The organism is Streptomyces sp. KM273126, assembly GCF_004337435.2.
Taxonomy (GTDB): Bacteria; Actinomycetota; Actinomycetes; order Streptomycetales; family Streptomycetaceae; genus Streptomyces; species Streptomyces acidicola.
Genome location: NZ_SJXB02000002.1, coordinates 2,216,356 through 2,235,695 on the forward strand (window position 1 = coordinate 2,216,356; position 19,340 = coordinate 2,235,695).

The 19,340-nt window shown below is 70.7% G+C and carries 13 protein-coding genes; 5 read left to right on the forward strand and 8 right to left on the reverse strand.

The features are described 5' to 3' along the window. Positions 1-218: 218 nt before the first annotated feature. Positions 219-2,441, forward strand: a complete 2,223-nt coding sequence (locus E0500_RS40435) for a glycosyl hydrolase family 95 catalytic domain-containing protein (protein ID WP_131559998.1) — start codon at positions 219-221, stop codon at positions 2,439-2,441. Between the two features lie 51 nt (positions 2,442-2,492). On the opposite strand, the gene E0500_RS40440 is transcribed toward E0500_RS40435, so the two are convergent. Both E0500_RS40440 and E0500_RS40445 read right to left on the reverse strand, forming a co-directional pair. After that, a complete protein-coding gene (locus tag E0500_RS40440) occupies positions 2,493-4,472 on the reverse strand; it encodes an N-acetylmuramoyl-L-alanine amidase (RefSeq protein ID WP_131560000.1) in 1,980 nt (659 codons plus the stop codon). Positions 4,473-4,733: 261 nt separating this feature from the next. After that, entirely contained in the window at positions 4,734-5,873 is a 1,140-nt protein-coding gene (locus E0500_RS40445; RefSeq protein WP_131560002.1) for an aminoglycoside phosphotransferase family protein, read from the reverse strand. A 234-nt stretch (positions 5,874-6,107) separates the two neighbouring features. Between E0500_RS40445 and E0500_RS40450 the strand changes: the two genes are divergently transcribed. After that, on the forward strand, positions 6,108-7,607 hold the full coding sequence (locus E0500_RS40450) for a hypothetical protein (protein WP_131560004.1): 1,500 nt from the start codon (positions 6,108-6,110) through the stop codon (positions 7,605-7,607). A 131-nt stretch (positions 7,608-7,738) separates the two neighbouring features. Here E0500_RS40450 and E0500_RS40455 read toward each other — a convergent pair whose 3' ends face one another. From E0500_RS40455 to E0500_RS40465, 3 genes are all read right to left on the reverse strand, one after another. Then, positions 7,739-9,169 carry a PP2C family protein-serine/threonine phosphatase gene (locus tag E0500_RS40455; RefSeq protein ID WP_131560006.1) on the reverse strand — a complete coding sequence of 477 codons (1,431 nt, stop codon included), beginning with the start codon at positions 9,167-9,169 and terminating at the stop codon, positions 7,739-7,741. 423 nt (positions 9,170-9,592) lie between these two features. Then, complete coding sequence (locus E0500_RS40460) at positions 9,593-10,693, reverse strand: chemotaxis protein (RefSeq protein ID WP_131560008.1); 1,101 nt, start codon at positions 10,691-10,693, stop codon at positions 9,593-9,595. Between the two features lie 248 nt (positions 10,694-10,941). Further along, complete coding sequence (locus E0500_RS40465; protein WP_131560010.1) at positions 10,942-12,528, reverse strand: alpha/beta hydrolase; 1,587 nt, start codon at positions 12,526-12,528, stop codon at positions 10,942-10,944. 144 nt (positions 12,529-12,672) lie between these two features. Here E0500_RS40465 and E0500_RS40470 point away from each other — a divergent pair, with 144 nt between their 5' ends. Both E0500_RS40470 and E0500_RS40475 read left to right on the forward strand, forming a co-directional pair. Further along, entirely contained in the window at positions 12,673-13,428 is a 756-nt protein-coding gene (locus E0500_RS40470) for a bifunctional 2-polyprenyl-6-hydroxyphenol methylase/3-demethylubiquinol 3-O-methyltransferase UbiG (protein ID WP_131560012.1), read from the forward strand. A gap of 111 nt (positions 13,429-13,539) precedes the next feature. Beyond that, a complete protein-coding gene (locus E0500_RS40475) occupies positions 13,540-14,589 on the forward strand; it encodes an LLM class flavin-dependent oxidoreductase (RefSeq protein WP_131560014.1) in 1,050 nt (349 codons plus the stop codon). Between the two features lie 45 nt (positions 14,590-14,634). On the opposite strand, the gene E0500_RS40480 is transcribed toward E0500_RS40475, so the two are convergent. Further along, positions 14,635-15,651 (reverse strand): LacI family DNA-binding transcriptional regulator, encoded by a 1,017-nt coding sequence (locus tag E0500_RS40480; RefSeq protein ID WP_131560016.1) that lies wholly within the window; start codon positions 15,649-15,651, stop codon positions 14,635-14,637. Positions 15,652-15,762: 111 nt separating this feature from the next. On the opposite strand from E0500_RS40480, the gene E0500_RS40485 reads away from it, so the two are divergent. Beyond that, positions 15,763-16,914, forward strand: a complete 1,152-nt coding sequence (locus tag E0500_RS40485) for a Gfo/Idh/MocA family protein (protein ID WP_131560018.1) — start codon at positions 15,763-15,765, stop codon at positions 16,912-16,914. Positions 16,915-16,926: 12 nt separating this feature from the next. Here the strand turns inward: E0500_RS40485 and E0500_RS40490 are convergent, their stop codons facing one another. Further along, entirely contained in the window at positions 16,927-17,727 is an 801-nt protein-coding gene (locus tag E0500_RS40490; RefSeq protein ID WP_131560019.1) for a GntR family transcriptional regulator, read from the reverse strand. A gap of 74 nt (positions 17,728-17,801) precedes the next feature. Then, complete coding sequence (locus E0500_RS40495) at positions 17,802-19,295, reverse strand: CoA-acylating methylmalonate-semialdehyde dehydrogenase (protein ID WP_131560021.1); 1,494 nt, start codon at positions 19,293-19,295, stop codon at positions 17,802-17,804. Positions 19,296-19,340 lie beyond the last annotated feature (45 nt).

Sequence of the window (19,340 nt, forward strand, 5' to 3'; positions counted from 1 at the left end):
CGCGGGCATCGGCTTCCGGTGCGTTCTTGTCATGACCCTTGTTAGCTCAGTCATCCGACCATTACGGTCCGGGCATGTCGCCTGAGATGTCCCGGAGAGCAACACTGAAGAGTGCACTTGGTGGCGCCGGCGCCCTGACCCTGGGAGAGGGAGCCCTTTCGCCGTCTGCGGAAGCCGCTGATTCGTCCCATGTATCCGAAAAGCTGAAGACGCCGCTGGTGCTGTGGTACGCCGCTCCCGCCTCCGACTGGGAGCGCGAGGCACTGCCCATCGGAGGCGGTGCGCTCGGCGCCATGGTGTTCGGCACGCTCGCCTCCGAGCGGCTTCAGCTCAACGAGAAGACCCTGTGGACCGGCGGCCCCGGCTCCGTCCAGGGCTACGACCACGGCAACTGGACCGAGCCCCGCCCCGGTGCGATCGAGGGCGTCCAGGAGCGGATCGACGCCGAGACGAAGCTCGACCCCGACTCGGTCACCGCCCGCCTGGGGCAGCCGCGCGTCGGCTACGGCGCCCACCAGACGTTCGGCGACCTTCACCTCGACCTGCCCGGCGCGCCCACGGACACCCCCACCGACTACCGCCGCGCCCTGGACCTGCGCGACGCGGTGGCGACCGTGACGTACACCCACCAACAGGGGCGCCACTCAAGGGAGTTCTTCGTCTCCCACCCGGACGAGGTGATCGTCGGCCGCCTGACCGGAGGCGTCACCCTCAACCTGCGCTACACCTCGCCCCGCACCGACTTCACGACGACGGCCACCGGCGACCGGATCACCGTACGCGGTGAACTCGCCGACAACGGCCTGCGGTTCGAGGCGCAGATCCGGGTCCACCAGGAAGGCGGCGCCCTCACCGCGAACGGGGACGGCACCCTCACCGTCACGGACGCCGACAGCATGTGGTTCGTCCTCTCGGCGGGCACCGACTACGCCGACACCTACCCCGACTACCGGGGCGACGACCCGCACACGGCGGTGACGAGAGCAGTCGACGAGGCGTTCCGCAAGGGGTACGGCAAGCTCCGCTCACGCCACGTCCGCGACCACAACGCCCTCTTCGAGCGGGTCGCGCTCGACATCCGCGCCCAAGCCCCGGACATCCCCACGAACGAACTGCTGGCGAACTACACCGGCGGAACGACTCCCGCCGATCGGGCGCTGGAGGCGCTGTACTTCCAGTACGGCCGCTACCTCCTCATCGCCTCCTCACGCCCCGGCTCACTGCCCGCGAACCTCCAGGGCGTCTGGAACCACAGCACCACACCTCCCTGGTCGGCCGACTACCACGTCAACATCAACCTCCAGATGAACTACTGGCCGGCCGAGGCCGCCAACCTCGCCGAGACCACCGCCCCGTACGACCGCTTCGTCGAAGCCCTGCGCGCCCCCGGCCGGCGTACGGCCGAGGAGATGTTCGGCTCACGCGGCTGGGTCGTCCACAACGAGACCAACCCGTACGGCTTCACCGGGGTGCACGACTGGGCGACCGCGTTCTGGTTCCCGGAGGCGGCCGCGTGGGTGACGGGGCAGTTGTACGAGCACTACCGGTTCGGCGGCTCCACGGCGTATCTGCGCTCCACCGCCTACCCCGTGATGAAGGAGGCCGCCGAGTTCTGGCTCGACAACCTGCGCACCGACCCGCGCGACGGCACCCTCGTCGTGACCCCCAGCTACTCGCCGGAGCATGGGGACTTCACGGCGGGCGCGGCCATGTCCCAGCAGATCGTGTACGACCTGTTCACCAACACCCTTGAGGCGGCCCGGACCCTGGGGGATGCCCCCGACTTCCGTGAGCAACTCGCCGCCGCGCTCGACGGGTTGGACCCGGGGCTCAGGATCGGCTCCTGGGGGCAGCTCCAGGAGTGGAAGGCCGACCTGGACGACCCGGACGACGACCACCGCCATGTCTCCCACCTGTTCGCCCTGCACCCGGGCCGCCAGATCGAGCCGGGCAGCAAGTGGGCCGAGGCGGCGAAGGTCTCGCTCACCGCACGCGGCGACGGCGGGACCGGCTGGTCCAAGGCCTGGAAGATCAACTTCTGGGCGCGGCTCCACGACGGCGACCACGCGCACAGGATGCTCGCCGAACAGCTCAGGTCCTCGACCCTGCCCAACCTCTGGGACACCCACCCGCCGTTCCAGATCGACGGCAACTTCGGCGCCACCGCGGGAGTCGTCGAGATGCTCCTGCAGAGCCAGCACGACGTGATCGAGATCCTTCCCGCCCTCCCCGCCGCCTGGTCCGACGGTTCGGTCCGCGGCCTGCGCGCCCGGGGCGGCGCCACCATCGACATCGACTGGGCCGACGGCAGGGCCACCCGTGTCGCACTCACCGCGTCCCGGACCCGGCAACTCACCCTGCGCAGCCTGCTGTTGCGCGGCGGGGAAACCACCTTCAAGGCGGTCGCCGGGCAGCGGTACGTATGGGGAGCCGGAAGCTGAGACGGTGCCGGGGTCCGGGCCGGTGCCCGGACCCCGGCACACCCGGTTCCCTCACGAACCCGCCGGCAACACCAGCACGTCAGCGGCCCGTACGTACGCCACCCTGTGGCCGAACTGGATCTCGAAATACCGGTCCTTGCCGACCACGACCCGGTGCGGAGCCGTGTCGAAGGTCGGCGAGTAGAAGTACTCGCCGGGCACCTTGTCCCCGGCCACGTACCGCTGGCCCTGCAGCAGCTTGTACGGCAGCGGCGACACCGACTGGACCGGAACGCCCTCCGGATAGGCCCCTGCCTCCGGGTACGCGCGGCCGTACACCGGGATCTCGCTAAGGCCCTTCCTCGGTGTCACGACCGTACCGGTCGCACTGACGGCCGTCGGCTGCGCCTTCGGGTTCCTGAACCATGCCTTCTGGCCCAGGTACCAGATCGCCGTCCAGTCACCCTCGCGGCCCGCCACGGCGTACTGCTGGCCGGTGGAGACGCGCGAGCCGATGTCGTTCACGTCGATGGTCGAGGCGCTGCCGTCCGGCCGCAGCCCGATGTCCTGGACCAGCGGAGCGCTCTCGTCCGGCTGTGTGTGGAGGCGTACGGCGCTGGAGCCGTGGACGGCGCACGGCTCGCCCTTCGTGACGCAGCCCGTGAACGCCGGCCGGTTCTTCGCGAAGTCGGGGGCGATCGTCACAACGCCGCTCTTCGAGTCCGCCGTGGGCTTGAACGGCCTGCCCAGCAGCGTGAAGTAGTGCTGCCAGTCCCAGTACGGGCCGGGGTCCGTGTGCATGCCCGGGATCGTTCCGCTGGTCGTACCCGGCACGGTGTCGTGGCCGAGGATGTGCTGGCGGTCCAGCGGGATGCGGTACTTCGTGGCGAGGTACGTCACCAGGCGCGCCGACGTCCGGTACATCGCCTCCGTGTACCAGGCGTCGGGCGAGGCGAGGAAGCCCTCGTGTTCCAGGCCGATCGACTTGGCGTTGACGTACCAGTTGCCCGCGTGCCAGGCCACGTCCTTGGTCTTCACATGCTGGGCGATGTGACCGTCGGTCGAGCGCAGGGAGTAGTGCCACGAGACGTAGGTCGGGTCCTGGACCAGCTTGAGCGTGGTGTCCCAGGTGGCCTCGGTGTCGTGGATGACGATGTACTTGACGCTCTGCGACGCGGGGCGGTCGGCCAGGTCGTGGTTGCCGTAGTCGCCGTCGCCGAACTCCTCGTACGGCGCCGGGATCCACTCGCAGCCCACGGTTCCCGGACATTCCGTGCCGCCGGCCGACGCGCTGCGCAGCCCGGCCCGGCTCAGTTGCCCGGTGCCGGGGCTCACGCCGGGCTCGGCGGTGAGTGTCACCCGTTGGCCGGCGTCCGTGGTGCGCTGCTCGCCACCTCGGATCACCTCGAAGACGTCGTTCGCGTACGCCGTGGCCGTCGCGTTGTCGTCCGCGCCGGAGAACCTCGCCACGGCCCCGTACCAGTCGGCCGGGTCGTCGCTGAGTGGCGCGCCGAGATCGCGCTGGGCGGCGGCGAGGAGCGCGGCGCCGCCCGCCACGTTGGCCGCCGCGTCGGTGCGCAGTTCCTCGGCCGGGAGGCCGGTCAGCTCGGCCGCCCGCGGCAGGGTCCGCAGGCGGGCCGGAAGCTCGGACTCCTCCGGGAGACCGGCCTCGCGCGCCGGCGCCGCACGGGAGCCGTCGCCGCGGGCGTCCTCCGTTCCTCCGCCGTGGTGCGGGGCCTCGGCGAGGGCCGTCCGGGCGTCGGTGAGGTGCATCGGCCCGTATCCGCCCGAGACGCTGGGCGCCCCGCCGTGCCCGTCCCAGCGGGACTGGAGGTAAGACACGCCGAGCAGAACGCTCTGCGGGACGTCGTACTCGACGGCCGCGGACGCGAAGGCGCTCTGCAGCCGGGTGACTGAGGACTGCTCCGCGCTGTTGGACGGGGCCGCGCCGAGCAGCGGCAGCAGCAGCGCCGCCGAGGCGGCGGAGAGCGCCGTCCGCTGGACGCGTCTGCGCCCGGCGGCGGGCGTGCGGTCGGTGAGGGATCCTCGCAATGCAACCTCCTGGGACGGGCGAGCATGACGGGGCGTGCGGTGCCGAGCGTGGGTCAGTGGTACCGGCTGTCCGACGATCCGTCAATCATGCCCAGGAAAGGGTGATTCCCCATGTCGGTCGGGGGTGCGAGAGATGTCGTGGCGCCGCCCTCGGGCCTGCGGGGCGTCAGTGGGATGGACCAATCGGATGGCGTGCCCCGGACATGACGAAGGTCCGCGACGCGCCACCTTCTCGGGCGCACCGCGGACCGACATCCCCCGTCAGCGCGTGCCGACCGCTGCTCGGACTGCCTTGCGGGCGAGCTGGCAGTCGTCGTGCAGCCGCCTCAGCAGCAGCCGCTGTTCCTCGCCGGACGGCACGGTGCCCGGATGGGCCCCTCCCGGTGTGGCCGGGGTCGTGTCGTGCATCGAACGCTGCACGGCCGTCTCGTAGGTACGGATCTCACGGGTGAGCACGAGCATCAGGTTCACCAGGAACGCGTCGCGCGACGCCGGGCCGGCGGACTGTGCCATCTGGCTGATCTGACGGCGTGCCACCGGAGCGTCCCCGAGCACCGCCCACAACGTCGCCAGGTCGTAGCCCGGCAGGTACCAGCCCGCGTGCTCCCAGTCCACCAGCACCGGACCAGTCGGTGAGAGGAGGATGTTCGACAGCAGGGCGTCGCCGTGACAGAACTGGCCCAGACCCTGTCGGCTCGCCGTGTGCGCCAGACCGTGCACCAGCTTCTGCAGATCACCCATGTCCCGGTCCGTCAGCAGACCCAGCTCATGGAAACGTGAGATCCGCTCCGCGTAGTCCAGCGGCGCGTCAAACGTGCCCGCCGGCGGCCGCCACGCATTGAGCCGGCAGATCGCGCCCAGCACCGCCCGGATGTCCGCGCGCGGCGGTGCCTCGGTCGGATGCCGCTGCAGCGCGGCCGCCCGGCCCGGCATCCGCTCGACCACCAGAGTGCAGTTGTCCGGGTCCGCCGCGATCAGCCGCGGCACCCGCACCGGCGGCCGGTGCCGCACGAACGAGCGATACGCGGCTATCTCGTGCCGGATGCGCTCGGTCCACATGGGGGAGTGGTCAAGTAAGACCTTCGCGACGGCCGTGCTGCGCCCCGTCGCGCCGACCAGGAGCACGGAGCGCCCGCTTCGGCGCAGCACCTGAACCGGCGTGAACTCCGGACAGATGCGATGCACCGAAGCGATCACCGTGCGCAGCTGCGCGCCCTGAGGGCCGGACAAGTCGAGTCTCCCGCTGAGCGGTTGGGTGCCGAGCCGCGGTGCGCGCCGCGTCATGCCGGCACCGAGTACGGGAGCCGCCGGGCGCACGGGGTCGAGGTAGGGGCCGCTGCCTCCCGGACTGGGACGCAGCGACCGGGACGGGGCGGACACGGAGGATGATGCTGCGTACATAGGGGAGACAGATCCCTTCGTGTGCCTGAGAGTTCGTCGCGCTGCCCGGCCCGGTAGCCCCTTTGCACCCTGGGGAGTGCTCCGACGGCTACCGGGTCGGGGTGGCGCGTTCCTACCCGACACCAGGTGTCCCGTGGCACACCATCTGGCGCACCCTGGCGAACCCTGGCGAATAGTCCCGGTGCAACTGACAGGGGGCTACTGTCAACTCAGCCGAGACCCTGGGGGCTTGACGTGAGCGGACAACCCAACACCCGTCTGGCGGACCTGTTCGGCCTGGCCGGCTGGTCGAAGGGCGAACTCGCGAGGCTGGTCAACCGGCAGGCGGCGGCCATGGGCCACCCCCAGCTGGCGACCGACACCTCGCGGGTGCGGCGGTGGATCGACATGGGAGAGATCCCGCGCGATCCGGTGCCGCGGGTGCTGGCGGCCCTGTTCACCGAGCGTCTCGGCCGTGTCGTGACCATCGAGGACCTCGGTCTGGTCCGGCACGGGCGTGTGGGAAAACGGCAGGGCGGCGGGAGTGTGGAACATCCCGACGGAGTGCCGTGGGCGCCCGAACGGACCGCCGCGGTCCTCACCGAATTCACGGGAATGGACCTCATGCTCAACCGACGCGGTTTGGTGGGCGCGGGTGCCGCGCTCGCCGCGGGATCCGCACTCAGCAGCGCCATGCACGACTGGCTCCACACCGATCCGGCCCTCGCGGCCGACGCTCCCCGAATCGACCATCCCCTGCATGCCGACCCCGCCGGGTTCGACCGGTACGAGGCCGCCCCCATCGGGTGGCAGGAGATCGAGGAACTGGAGCGCTCGGTCGAGGTGTTCCGGGCCTGGGACGCGACCCGTGGCGGCGGGCTGCAGCGCAAGGCTGTCGTGGGACAGCTCAACGAGGTGGGAGGCATGCTCTCCTACCGCCACCCCGAACACCTCCAACGGCGCCTGTGGGGCGTCGCCGCCAACCTCGCCGTCCTCGCGGGCTGGATGTCCCACGACATCGGTCTGGAACCCACGGCCCAGAAGTACTTCGTCATCGCCGCCCATGCGGCCAGAGAAGGCGGTGACCGGCCCCGCGCCGGCGAGGCGCTCTCCCGGGCTGCCCGCCAGATGGTGCACCTGGGCCGGCCCGACGACGCACTCGACCTCATGAAGCTCGCCAAGTCCGGCTCCGGCGACGAGGTGCTGCCGCGCACCAAGGCCATGCTCTCCACCATTGAGGCCTGGGCACAGGCGTCCCTGGGCAAGGGGCAGGCCATGCGGCGCACCCTGGGTGAGGCGGAGGAGCTGTTCGTCTCCGACAAGGGGGACGTGCCGCCGCCGAGTTGGATGCAGATGTTCGACGAGGCGGATCTGCACGGCATGCAGGCCCTCGCGTACCGCACCCTCGCCGAGCACGAGCCGGCCGCGGCCGTCATCGCACAACGTCACGCCAAGCAGGCGCTCGAACTGCGCGAGGCGGGCCGGGACCGGTCGAAGATCTTCGACCACATCTCGCTGGCATCGGCCTGCTTCATCGCCGACGACCCCGAACAGGCTGATACCTACGCACGTCTGGCCCTGACGTCGATGGGGACGAACTCCTCCCATCGCACCTGGGACCGACTGCGCGAGATGTACCGGCTCACCGGGCAGTACTCCAGCTATCCGAGGATCCAGGACCTGCGTGAGGAGATCAAACTGGCGCTGCCCAGGGGCTCGCTGAAATCCGCGGGCGGCAACAGCGCTCGGGCGTAAGGAGGGCCCGTGTTGCCGTAGCAGTCAGGGCGAGTGCAAGCGGAAACCAGTGGGCGGCCCGCATCTTCGGGCTGCCGAAGCAGGGCGGTTGGCAGGAGAAGGCCGCGGTTCTCAGGAGACAACTGCGGTTCTCAGGAGACAACCCTGGCCACGAGCACGCAGGCGTCGTCCTCGCGCTCGGTCTCGCCGAACTCCTCGACCACCGTCCGTACACAGTCCTGGGCCGTGCGGGCCCCGTCGAAGCGCGGGGCCAGACCGAGCAGACTCCGGGCGCACGCCGCGCCTCCCCGCCGGGGGACCAGTCCGTCGGTATGGAGGAGCAGCAGATCGCCCTGCTCGAGGGTCACATCGGCCTGCCCGTAGGCGGCCCCCGAGGTCGCTCCCAGCAGCACGCCGTCCGGGGCCGTCAGCGCGCACCCCGTCCCGTCGCGGAACAGCAGCGGGGCGGGGTGTCCTGCCTGTGCCCAGGTGAGGGTGCGGGTGTCCGGTCGGTAGCGGCAGCAGACGGCGCTGCCGAGGGCGGGCTGGACGGTGGCGTCGAGTAACTGGTTGAGCCAGGTCATGATGTGGCTGGGCTCTGAGCCCGTCACGGCCATGCCGCGCAGGGCACCGATCAGCATCGCCATGCCCGAGGTCACGGTGACACCGTGACCGGTGAGGTCTCCTACGCTCAACAGGGTCTGCCCGTCGGGCAGTTCGAGGGCGTCGTACCAGTCGCCTCCGATCAGGGTGCTGGTCGAGGACGGCAGGTAGTGGGCGGCCAGGTCGAGCGTCTGCGGGCCCTGGTGCGGGAGTCGCAGGGAGCCACGCCACGGCGGCAGCACGGCTTCCTGCAACTCGACCGCGAGCCGGTGCTCGGTCTGGGCGATGTGCCGCTGACGCTGCAGCGAGTCACGGGTCTCGCTCACCGTCCGCTGGCTGCGCCGCAGTTCGCTGACGTCCCGCAGCACGGCCCACATCGAGGCGGTGCTGCCGCCGGCGTCTAGCACGGGTTCGCCCATCATGTGCACGGTACGGGCACTGCCGTCGGGGAGGACGATCCGGAACTCCCCGTCGATGCGCTTCCCGTCGACGAGACAGTCGGTGACCATCGAGGTCAGCCGGGGACGGTCCTCGTCCAGGACCAGGGACGGCAGTTCGTCGAGGGTGAGCGGCGCGGCGGCAGGGTCACGGCCGAGAATCCCGTACAGCTCACCGGACCAGCTCACCTCGTCCGTCAGCAGGTTCCACTCGGCGCTGCCGACGCGGCTGAGCAGTGAGCCGCTCCGGGGCGCGGGCGGCGCGATCGGCAGGGGTGAGCCGGTCGCCGGCTCGGCGGACACCGGCGGCGGGCCGTCCCGCAACTGCGCCAAGTGCTCGTCGAGATCGTTGAGTTGATGCAGCGCCAGGTCGTACAGAGCGCGCTGCCAGCGTCCCTCGGCGTCAGAATCGTCGTCCTGTGCGTCCCTCCGTACCGCGTCCACGTCGCCCCGTAGCCGTCGCGTCTGCGAGATGAGTGCCTCGACCGTGCCGCGCCCGGGGGGCTGGGCGGACGGGCGATCCGCAGAGAGATGGGGCGGCATGGGGGACTCCGATACGGGGATGGTTCGACCAGGAGTGACGGAAGGACCGTTACGACTCTTGCACAGCCTGCCACGCCCTGTAAGGGATTTGGCGACACACGATACGGTGGTGCTTCTGGCATATGCCGCAGTCCTTATGGAGAGGTCATGTGGCATCGCTGCGGTACGCGTTCGGGGTGGTCAAGTCGTAGACAGCCTACGTGACTTGATGGGTTGTCAAATGCGTGATCACCGCTCTCGCGCTCGTGTTCGACGGTCGTTTGTTCAGTCCTCTTCGGTCGGCTCTCGCGGAGTGCCTCCTGTGCCGCCACGCTGGGTGACACGGGTCGCAGGGGGCACTCGGAGGTGTCCAGAGAAACCGCACCGCCTACGCGGTCACCGACAGCGACCGGGACCCCTCGCCGTGAACCCGGCCGGCACCGCTCAGTAGCGCAGGACCCCGGCGATCCCCTGGGCGTCCCCGAGTGTGTCGTCCGGTACGAAGCGGACCTCAGCGCCGGTCTCCAGGCACTGTTCGACGATCTGGTCCACGATGTCCTCGCGGGCGTCGAGGTCGCCGCTCTCGGCCGGGACGAGGTGCTCGCCCTGGTCGTCGCGGACCGTCACGCGGTAGTTCTCCTCGACGGCGAGGAGTCGGACCCGGCCCGCCTCGGCGTGCTGCCAGACCTCGTCGACCCCGGCGGCGAACTCCTTGCGGCCACGGGCCAGTTCGAGCTCCCGGGCCACGGAGTCGACGTTCTCGCGGTCCTCGGCGGCGATCAGCGGACGCACCGCCTGCCACACGGCCTCGTGCGAAGCGTGTGCCAGACCGCCGCGCGGGATGTGCGCGGCCTCCCTGGCGACCGTGCCGACCTCGTCCAGGGCGGACAGGGCGGCCTGCTCGCCCGTGACGTACAACGGGCGGGGGTTCTCGCGGAGCACGGCGGCCATCGCCGTGTCGGCGTCGCGCAGGAAGCGGCGGGTCCCCTCGTCCCGGAACGTGCTGGGCACGTCGCCGATGCGTTCCTGGCGCTCCGTGTCCGGGTTCTCCACGAGATCGCGGGTCAGCGGGAAGCCACCGGTGCGCTCCGCCACCACGTGATCACCGCCGCCGTTCCACAGGGTTGCCCGGTCGGCGGAGACCGACAGCACCCAGAACGGCCGCTCGGCGGACTGTGCGGCCACCAGGTTGCGGGTCAGGAAGGTGTCCGAGAGCACCACGCGCTCGGGCACGGTGCGGGCGAGCGACCACACCTGGTGCTCGCCCGGGGCCGCGAAGATCACCAGACCGTCCTCGGCATGCGTCAGGTCGACCTCCGCCAGGGCCTGGTCGAGCTGGGCGGCGACGTCGTTGCGCCGCTCCCTGGTGACCGCCGGATCCGTCTCCAGCTGCTTCTTGGCCTCGGCCAGCACGTTGCGCAGCCGCACGGGATCCTGTGCGCTGTCGGGTTCGCGGCGGTGCGTGGGCGTCAGTACGGACACCGCCGGATACGGCCGCGGGCGGCGCAGCTCGGTCAGGGTCGCGGGACTGAGGGTGTGCTCCATACCAGCACCATAGGACTGATTCGCGATTCGGGCATTTGGGGTAGCCGGCGATCAAGTGGAAGGCAGGTGTTGCCGGACCGGCTCGGCCGGGGGAGCGACAGGTCGGCCGGAGGGGTGGCCGACCTGCCTGGTCCCCTGCAGGGTGCGGTGCGCGCACAAGGGCGGCACCTGCCCTGTGTGACGCGCGGGGTGCCCAAGAGGTTGTGGTGGGCGCGTCCGCACGCTCACCGGGGAGGCCGCGGTCGCTTTCAGTCGTTGTCGTCGTCCGATCCGCACGAACTCCCGTCGGCCGGCAGCGATCCGTACATCAGGAAGTCGTCGACCTTCTCGTGCACGCACTTCGAGGACCCGTACCCGGTGTGCCCCTCGCCCTTGTTGTCGAGGACGACGGCCGAGGAACCGAGCCGCTCGGCGGTCTCCACGGTCCAGCGGTACGGGGTCGCCGGGTCTCCCCGGGTGCCGACGAGCAGCATCTTCGGTGTGTCGACGTCCCGCACCTTCTCACGGACGAAGCTGGTGCCCTTGGGCCGGCCGTAGCACATCAGCACCTGGGTCAGCCGGTACTGCCCGAAGACCGGCGACGCCTCCTCGTACTGGGCACGCAGCCGGGCGACGCGCTCGGTCATGCGTGCCGCGGAGGGGCGGTCGGGGTCGTCCGCGCAGTTGATCGCCATCAGCGCGGCCGGGAGGTTGTCGGCCGGGACGTCCTCCGCGCTGACGAGTCCACCGTCTCCGGTCTCGTCGGGGCGCGGCTCGTCCGGTGCCGCGATACCACCGCCCGCGAGCTGCATGAGAGCCTGCGGGTCGCCGTCCCGTACCAGCGCGGTGAGCGCCTGGGTGAGCACCGGCCACATCTGCTCGGTGTACAGCGCCTGGCCGATGGCGCCCGCCAGGTCCTGGCCGGTGAACTTGCGGCCGAAGGCCGTCAAGGGGTGCTCGTCGAGCGTGTTGACCAGCTCGATGACCTGTTCCCTGGCCGAGCGGCGGTCCTGGCCGAACGGGCACGTCCACTGCTTCGTGCAGGCGTCGAGGTAGCCCTCCAGCGCGGTCTGCTGGCCCTCGGCGCCCACCATGCCCTGCTCGGTGAGGGGTTCCGTGAGCGTGTCCACGCCGTCGAAAGCCATCCTCCCGACCTTGTCGGGGAACTGGGCCGCGTACACCGCGCCCAGCCGGCTTCCGTAGGAGAAACCCAGGTAGTTGAGCTTCTTGTCGCCGAGCGCCGCGCGCATGACGTCCATGTCCTTGGCGGCGTTGACCGTGCCGATGTGCGGCAGCACCGGGCCGGAGTGCTTGGTGCACGTGTCGGCGGCCCGCTTCAACTGCCTGAGTGCGGCACCCGGGTTGTTCGCCTGGTCCTCGTTGTCCGCTGCCTCGATGGCCTTGTCGGCGCCCTCGCCGCAGCTGACGGGTGAGGAGCGGCCGACGCCGCGCGGGTCGAAGGTCACCACGTCGTAGGCGTTCGTGAGACCCATGAAGTCCTTGCCGCCGTAGGCGAGTGCGGGAACGCCCGCGCCACCGGGCCCACCGAAGTTCAGCAGGACGGAACCGCGTTTCTCCCTGCCTGTGGCCTGGTAACGCGCCATCGCCAGTTCGAGCGTGCCGGCCCCGGGCCGCTCGTAGTCCAGAGGTACGGTCACCTTCCCGCACCGCAGATCCTTCGGTATCTCCATGCCTTCGCACGTGGACCATTTGATCCGCTGCTTGTAGAAACGGGACAGGTCGGGCTTGTCGGCCGTCACCGACGCCACCGACGCGACCGACGGAAGGCAGGCCCCGTGCAGGACCAGTGCCACGGCCGCGGCTCCGGTAGCGCAGCATCTGTGCGTAAAACGCATGCATGCCTCCAGGGACGCCCGGCCGTGGGCCGGGGGGTACCCCCTGGATCACGATAAGCGGGCACGTCCCGCTGCGCCTCTGGGCGAGCGGGACCGCCGGACGTGCCGTACCCTGCGATTCCTCGCCGTACTACCGTCGAAGGCATGGCTGACGAAGGCTTCACGCATCCACGGCTCGCCGCGATCTACGACCCGCTCGATCCCGACCGCAGCGACCTGGACGCCTACGTCGGCTTCGCCGAGCGGTTCGGTGCCCGGCGGGTGCTGGACATCGGCTGCGGTACGGGGGTGTTCGCACTCCAGCTGGCCGAGCGCGGCATCGAGGTCGTCGGTGTGGATCCCGCGCGGGCGTCCGTCGACGTGGCCCGGGCCAAACCGGGCGCCGACCGGGTGCGCTGGATCTGTGGCGACGCCACGGCGCTTCCGCCGCTGCGGGTCGACCTGGCCACGATGACGGCCAACGTCGCCCAGCAGATCGTCGATCCGAACGCCTGGCGGCAGACGCTCCAGGGCGCCTTCGAGGCACTCCGACCGGGCGGGCGGCTGGTCTTCGAGACCCGGGATCCGGCCAGGCGGGCCTGGGAGACCTGGAATCGCGAGGCATCCCACGGCGTCACGGAGATCCCGGGCGTCGGTGCCGTCGAGACCTGGCTGGAACTGACCGACGTCACCGGACCGCTCGTGACCTTTCGCGCGACGTACGTCTTCGCCGCGGACGGCCAGGTGCTGACCTCCGACTCCATCCTGAGGTTCCGTGAGCGGGAGGAAGTCGAGGCAGACCTGACCGCCCAGGGCTACACCGTGGAAGAAGTGCGCGACGCCCCCGACCGTCCGGGGAAGGAGTTCGTCTTCGTCGCGCTCCGGCCGGCCTCGACGGGTACCGCGAACGGCCGGGCGTGAAACCGAAGTCTTCACGCCCACTGGACAGTTGAGGGCCGCTTCCACACTCTCGAAAGGCAGGGCACAGCCCGTCCGCACCACGGACCAGTCCCTCAACGGAAGGTGTCACCGGTGAAGTTCAGCTACGCCATGCTCCCGGACTACCCGCTCCAGGAGTCGCTCGCCTCGATCAAACTCGCCGACGAACTCGGCTTCCACGCCTGCTACGCCGCCGACGAGACCTGGCACAAGGACATGTGGCTGCTGTTCGCCGCGGCCGCGGGCCAGACCAGCCGGATCCGGCTGGGACCCAGCGTCTCCCCGGTCACGCTGCGGGAGCCCACCCTGATCGCCCAGGCACTGGCCACGCTCGACGAACTGTCCGGCGGGCGCGCGGAGGGCGTGCTGTCCAGCGGGAACTTCGGGCTCCTGGCGCAATACGGAATCGACTGGGCCCGTACGCGCCCGCTGTCCCGGGTCAAGGAGGCGCTCCATGTGGTGCGCACCCTGCTCGACGAGGGAGCCATCTCCTACGACGGCGAGTTCTTCACCTACCAGGGGCTGTTCACCTTCGCCCGGCCGGTCCAGGAGCGGGTCCCGCTGAAACTGGGGGCGATGCGCGGCCCCAAGTCCTTCGAGGCGGCGGGAGAGTTGTCGGACGGCTGCCACCACGCACTGAGCTACACCCGCGAGGCGTACGACTACGCCGTGCGGCACATACAGGCCGGAGCAGAGCGGGCGGGCAAGGACTGGCGGTCGCTCGACATCGGTGCCTGGGTCGTCTTCGCCACGGGGCCCGACTCCGCCGCCGCCAAGGACGCCGCCCGCAGCATGGTCGGCATCTACGCCTCCTCGATGCCCGAGGAACAGCTGCGCCGCAACGGAGTGGACCCCGGCGAACTCAAACCGGTCATCGACGCCATCGCCGCCGGTGACCTCGCCCGCGGCATCGAGCTGACCACCCCTGAGATCGCCGAACGCCTCTCCATCGCCGGCACCCCCGAGGAGTGCCGGGACAAGATCCAGCGGGAGATCGCTCCGAGCAGCGTCAACCACATGATCTGCGCCCTCACCGACCGCACCCTCGTCAAGGCCTTCACGGGCCGTGACCTCGCGGAGGTGGCCGATGTGAACACCCAGCTCCGCCTCATCCACGACACGGTCATGCCCGCCTTCGACTGACGTCCCGCGAAGGCGGGATCCAGAGCGCGTGGAGCCGGTCGACGCCTACGGCCGCTGCCCGCTCGCCGCGGGCGGCGCCGTCGTCCCCCGCACCTTGAGCGCCGGTGTCGCGAGGACGGTTTCCGACGGGCGGTCCGGGGTGGTGATGCGGTCGAGGAGGCGCTGGGCGGCGCGGCGGCCGACGTCGTGGCTGGCGTTGTCCACCGTCGTGAGCCACAGGTGCCGCAGACGCGAGAGGTACGTGTTGTCGTAACCGACGAGGGACAGGTCGCGCGGCACCTGGAGACCGAGTTCCTCGGCGGCCGACAGGGCGCCGACACCGGCGATGTCGTTGAACGCGAAAACGGCCGTGGGGCGCCCGGCGGCGCTGAGGAGGCGGACCGTGGCCCGGTAGCCGCCCTCCTCGGTCAGGTCGCCCTGCTCCACGATCGCCGTGTCCGACAGCCCGTGCTCGCGCATGACCGCCTCGAAGCTGCGGCGGCGCAGCTCGCCCACCACACCCTGTCCGGCGATGTGGGCGATGCGCCGGTGGCCGAGGCCGATGAGGTGCTCGGTGGCCAGACGCGCGCCGTGCTCGTCGTCGCCCGCGACGATGTCCACACGCGGCAGCACGGGTCCGCGGGCGCCCGCGACCACGGTGGGGATCTGCCCGGCCGCCGTGCGCAGTGCCGCGGAGGGCGGCAGCGTACCGACGGCGATGAGGCCGTCGACCCGGAGGTCGGTGAACGTGTGGGTGAGGTCCTCACCGAGGCGCCGGTTGAGACGGCCGTCGGCGAGCAGCATGTGCAGACCGCTGTCGTGGAGACGGGAGCCCAGGCCGTCGAGCAGTTCGACGAACCAGGGGTTGCGCATGTCGTTCAGCAGCACGCCCACCGTGCGGGTGCGGCGCTCGCTGAGGCTGCGCGCGGCGGCGTTCGGGCGGTAGCCGAGCTCCTCGACGGCGGCGAGGACCGCCTCGCGCTTCTCGGGGCGTACCTGGTCGGAGCCGCGCAGCACGAGGGAGACCAGGGACTTCGACACGCCGGCCCGTTCGGCGACATCGCGGATCGTCGGGGGTCTCATGCTGTGGACCGTTCCACAAGGTGAGAGGGGTTGTCAAAGGGCTTGACAGGTGCTGTTACTGAGCTCAGGGTGAGGTGGAAAGGTTCTGGACCGGTCCAAAGAGGGGCAGTCATGGTGAGTACGCTCGGCGTCGCCGTCGTGGGGTTCGGCTGGATGGGACGGGTGCACACCCAGGCGTACGCGCGGGTCCTGCACCACTTCCCGCACCTGGCCGTGCGCCCTGAACTGGTGACCGTCGCCGAGGAGGTGCCGGGCCGGGCCGAGGAGGCCGCCGCGCAGTTCGGCTTCACCACGACGGCCCGCGACTGGCGCGAGGTGGCCGCCGACCCCCGCGTCCAAGCGGTCAGCATCACCGCCCCGAACTTCCTGCACCGCGAGATCGGCGTCGCGATGGCCGAGGCGGGCAAGCACATCTGGATCGAGAAGCCGGTCGGCCTCACCGCCGAGGACGCCCGCGCGGTGGCCGACGCCGTGTCCAAGGCCGGGGTCCAGGGCACCGTCGGGTTCAACTACCGCAACGCGCCCGCCGTCGCCGCTGCCCGCGAGATCGTCGCCTCCGGTGAGATCGGTACCGTCACCCACGTCCGCATCCGCCTGTTCAGCGACTACGCGGCCCACCCCGAGGGCGCCCTGACCTGGCGGTACGAGCGGGAGCGCGGCGGCAGCGGAGTGCTGGGCGACCTGGCCTCGCACGGTGCGGACCTGGCGCGCTTCCTGCTGGGGGACATCACCGCGCTGACCGCCGACACCGCCGTCTTCATCCCCGAACGGGCCCGCCCCACCGGTGCCACCGCCGGCCACACCCGCGCCACGGGCGGCGAGCTGGGCCCGGTCGAGAACGAGGACTACGTGGGCTGCCTGCTCCGCTTCGCCTCGGGCGCCCGCGGCGTCCTGGAGGCCTGCCGGGTCTCCGTCGGCGAGCAGAACAACTACGGCTTCGAGGTGCACGGCACCAAGGGCGCCGTCTTCTGGGACTTCCGCCGCATGGGCGAGCTCGGCATCAGCCGCGGTACCGCCTACCAGGACCAGGCCGTCACCACGCTCTACGTCGGCCCGGGCCACGGCGAGTACGCCGCCTTCCAGCCCGGCTCGGCGAACAGCATGGGCTACGACGACCTCAAGGTCATCGAGGCGCACAACTTCCTGCGCTCCATCGCCGCGGGCACACCGCACGGTGCGACCCTGGAGGACGCCGTGCACAGTGCGACGGCCCTGGACGCCATGAGCCGGTCGGTCGAGTCGGGGGCCTGGGTGAACCTCTGACCCGGGGACGCCTCAGCCCCGCACCAGCAACTGGAACTCGAACGAGTACCGCGAGGCCCGGTAGATATGGGTGCCGAACTCGACGGCGCGGCCGGTGTCGTCGTACGCCGTGCGCTGCATGGTGAGGAGTGCGGCGCCCTCCGGCTCGCCCAGGGCCTCTGCCTCCTCGGGGGTGGCGCTGCGGGCGCCGACGGACTGGCGGGCGCTGTGCAGGGTGATGCCGGCGGCCCGCATCATCCGGTAGAGGCCGGTTGCCTCCAGCGTCGCCGTGTCGAGAGTCAGCAGCCCCTCGGGCACGTAGTTCGACAGGCGCGCCACCGGCTCGCCCTGGGCGCGGCGGAGCCGCTGCACATGGTGCACCGCGGTGCCCTCGGCGATGCCCAGGGCGCCCGCGACCTCGGCGGAGGCGGGCACGACCTCGTTGCCGAGCACCCGGGTCGTGGGGCTCTGGCCGGCCGCCTCCAGGTCGTCGTACAGGCTGCTGAGCTCCAGCGGGCGCTTGACCTGGCTGTGGACCACCTGTGTGCCCACGCCCCGGCGGCGTACGAGGAGGCCCTTCTCCACGAGGGACTGGATGGCCTGACGCACCGTCGGCCGGGACAGGCCGAGCCGCCCGGCGAGCTCGATCTCGTTGCCGAGCAGGCTGCCGGGGCCCAGCTCGCCGTGCTCGATCGCGGACTCCAGCTGCCGGGCGAGCTGGTAGTACAGCGGCACGGGGCTGTTGCGGTCGACGGCGAAGTCGAGCTTCGCGGGAGCGGTGCTGGTCACGGGATGAGCGTATCCGTCCGTCCGGATGACAGGAACCCTTGTCATCGTGTTGTCCTGACAAGAAGCGACCGGTGCGGGGACGGCCTCGTATCCGTCCCCGCACCGGCCGCGGCCGAGGCTCAGGAGTTGCTGGGGAAGCCCAGGTTGATGCCGCCGTCGGCCGGGTCGGGCCAGCGGGTCGTGATCACCTTGCCCTGGGTGTAGAAGGCGATGCCGTCGTTGCCGTAGATGTGCAGGTCGCCGAAGAGCGAGTCCTTCCAGCCACCGAAGGAGTGGTAGCCCACGGGCACCGGAATCGGCACGTTGACACCGACCATGCCCGCCTGGACCTCCATCTGGAAGCGCCGGGCTGCGCCGCCGTCACGGGTGAAGATCGCGGTGCCGTTGCCCCAGCGGGAGCCGTTGATCAGCTTGATGGCGTCCTCGTACGTCTCGGCGCGCACCACGCACAGCACGGGACCGAAGATCTCGTCCTTGTACGCGTCGGCCGTCACCGGCACCCTGTCCAGGAGGGAGACGCCCAGGAAGAAGCCCTCTTCGTGGCCCTCGACCGTGTACCCCGTGCCGTCCACCACGACCTCGGCGCCCTGCGCGGCGGCGCTCGCCACGTACGACGCCACCTTGTCGCGGTGCTCGCGGGTGATCAGCGGGCCCATCTCGGAGGCGGGGTCGTCGCCGGGGCCGATCCGCAGGTTCTTCGCCCGCTCGCTGATCTTGCCGACGAGCTCGTCGCCCGTGTCGCCGACCGCGACCACGACGGACACCGCCATGCAGCGCTCGCCCGCCGAACCGTACGCGGCGTTGATCGCCTGGTCGGCGGCGAAGTCCAGGTCGGCGTCCGGCAGGACCAGCATGTGGTTCTTGGCGCCACCCAGCGCCTGCACGCGCTTGTCGTGCTGGACGGCCTTGAGCTGGATGTACTTGGCGATCGGCGTCGAGCCGACGAAGGAGACCGCGGCGACGTCCGGGTGCTCCAGCAGGCGGTCCACCGCCACCTTGTCACCCTGGACGATGTTGAACACACCGTCCGGCAGACCGGCCTCGGACAGGAGCTCGGCCAGGCGGTACGAGGCCGACGGGTCCTTCTCGCTCGGCTTGAGGACGAAGGTGTTGCCGCAGGCGATCGCCAGCGGGAACATCCACATCGGCACCATGGCGGGGAAGTTGAACGGCGTGATGCCGGCGACCACACCGAGCGGCTGCCGGATCGAGGCGACGTCCACCCGGGTCGACACCTGCGTCGACAGCTCGCCCTTCAGCTGGGTGCTGATCCCGCAGGCCAGCTCCACGATCTCCATGCCGCGCGCGACCTCGCCGAGCGCGTCGGAGTGGACCTTGCCGTGCTCGGCGCTGATCAGCGCGGCGACCTCGTCGCGGTGCGCGTCGAGCAGTTCGCGGAACTTGAACAGGACCGCCGTGCGCTTGGCGAGCGAGGACTGGCCCCAGCTCTCGAAGGCGGCGTTCGCGGTCGCGACGGCGGCGTCGACCTCGTCGACCGTGGCGAGCGCGAGCTGCTTCTCCTGGGCGCCGCTGGCCGGGTTGTAGACCGGGCTGAAACGCCCGGAGGTGCCCTCGACGGGCTTGCCGCCGATCCAGTGGTTGATGGTCTTCATGGTACGAGGGGCCTTTCCTGAGGGCTTTCCTGAGACGGAGGAGGG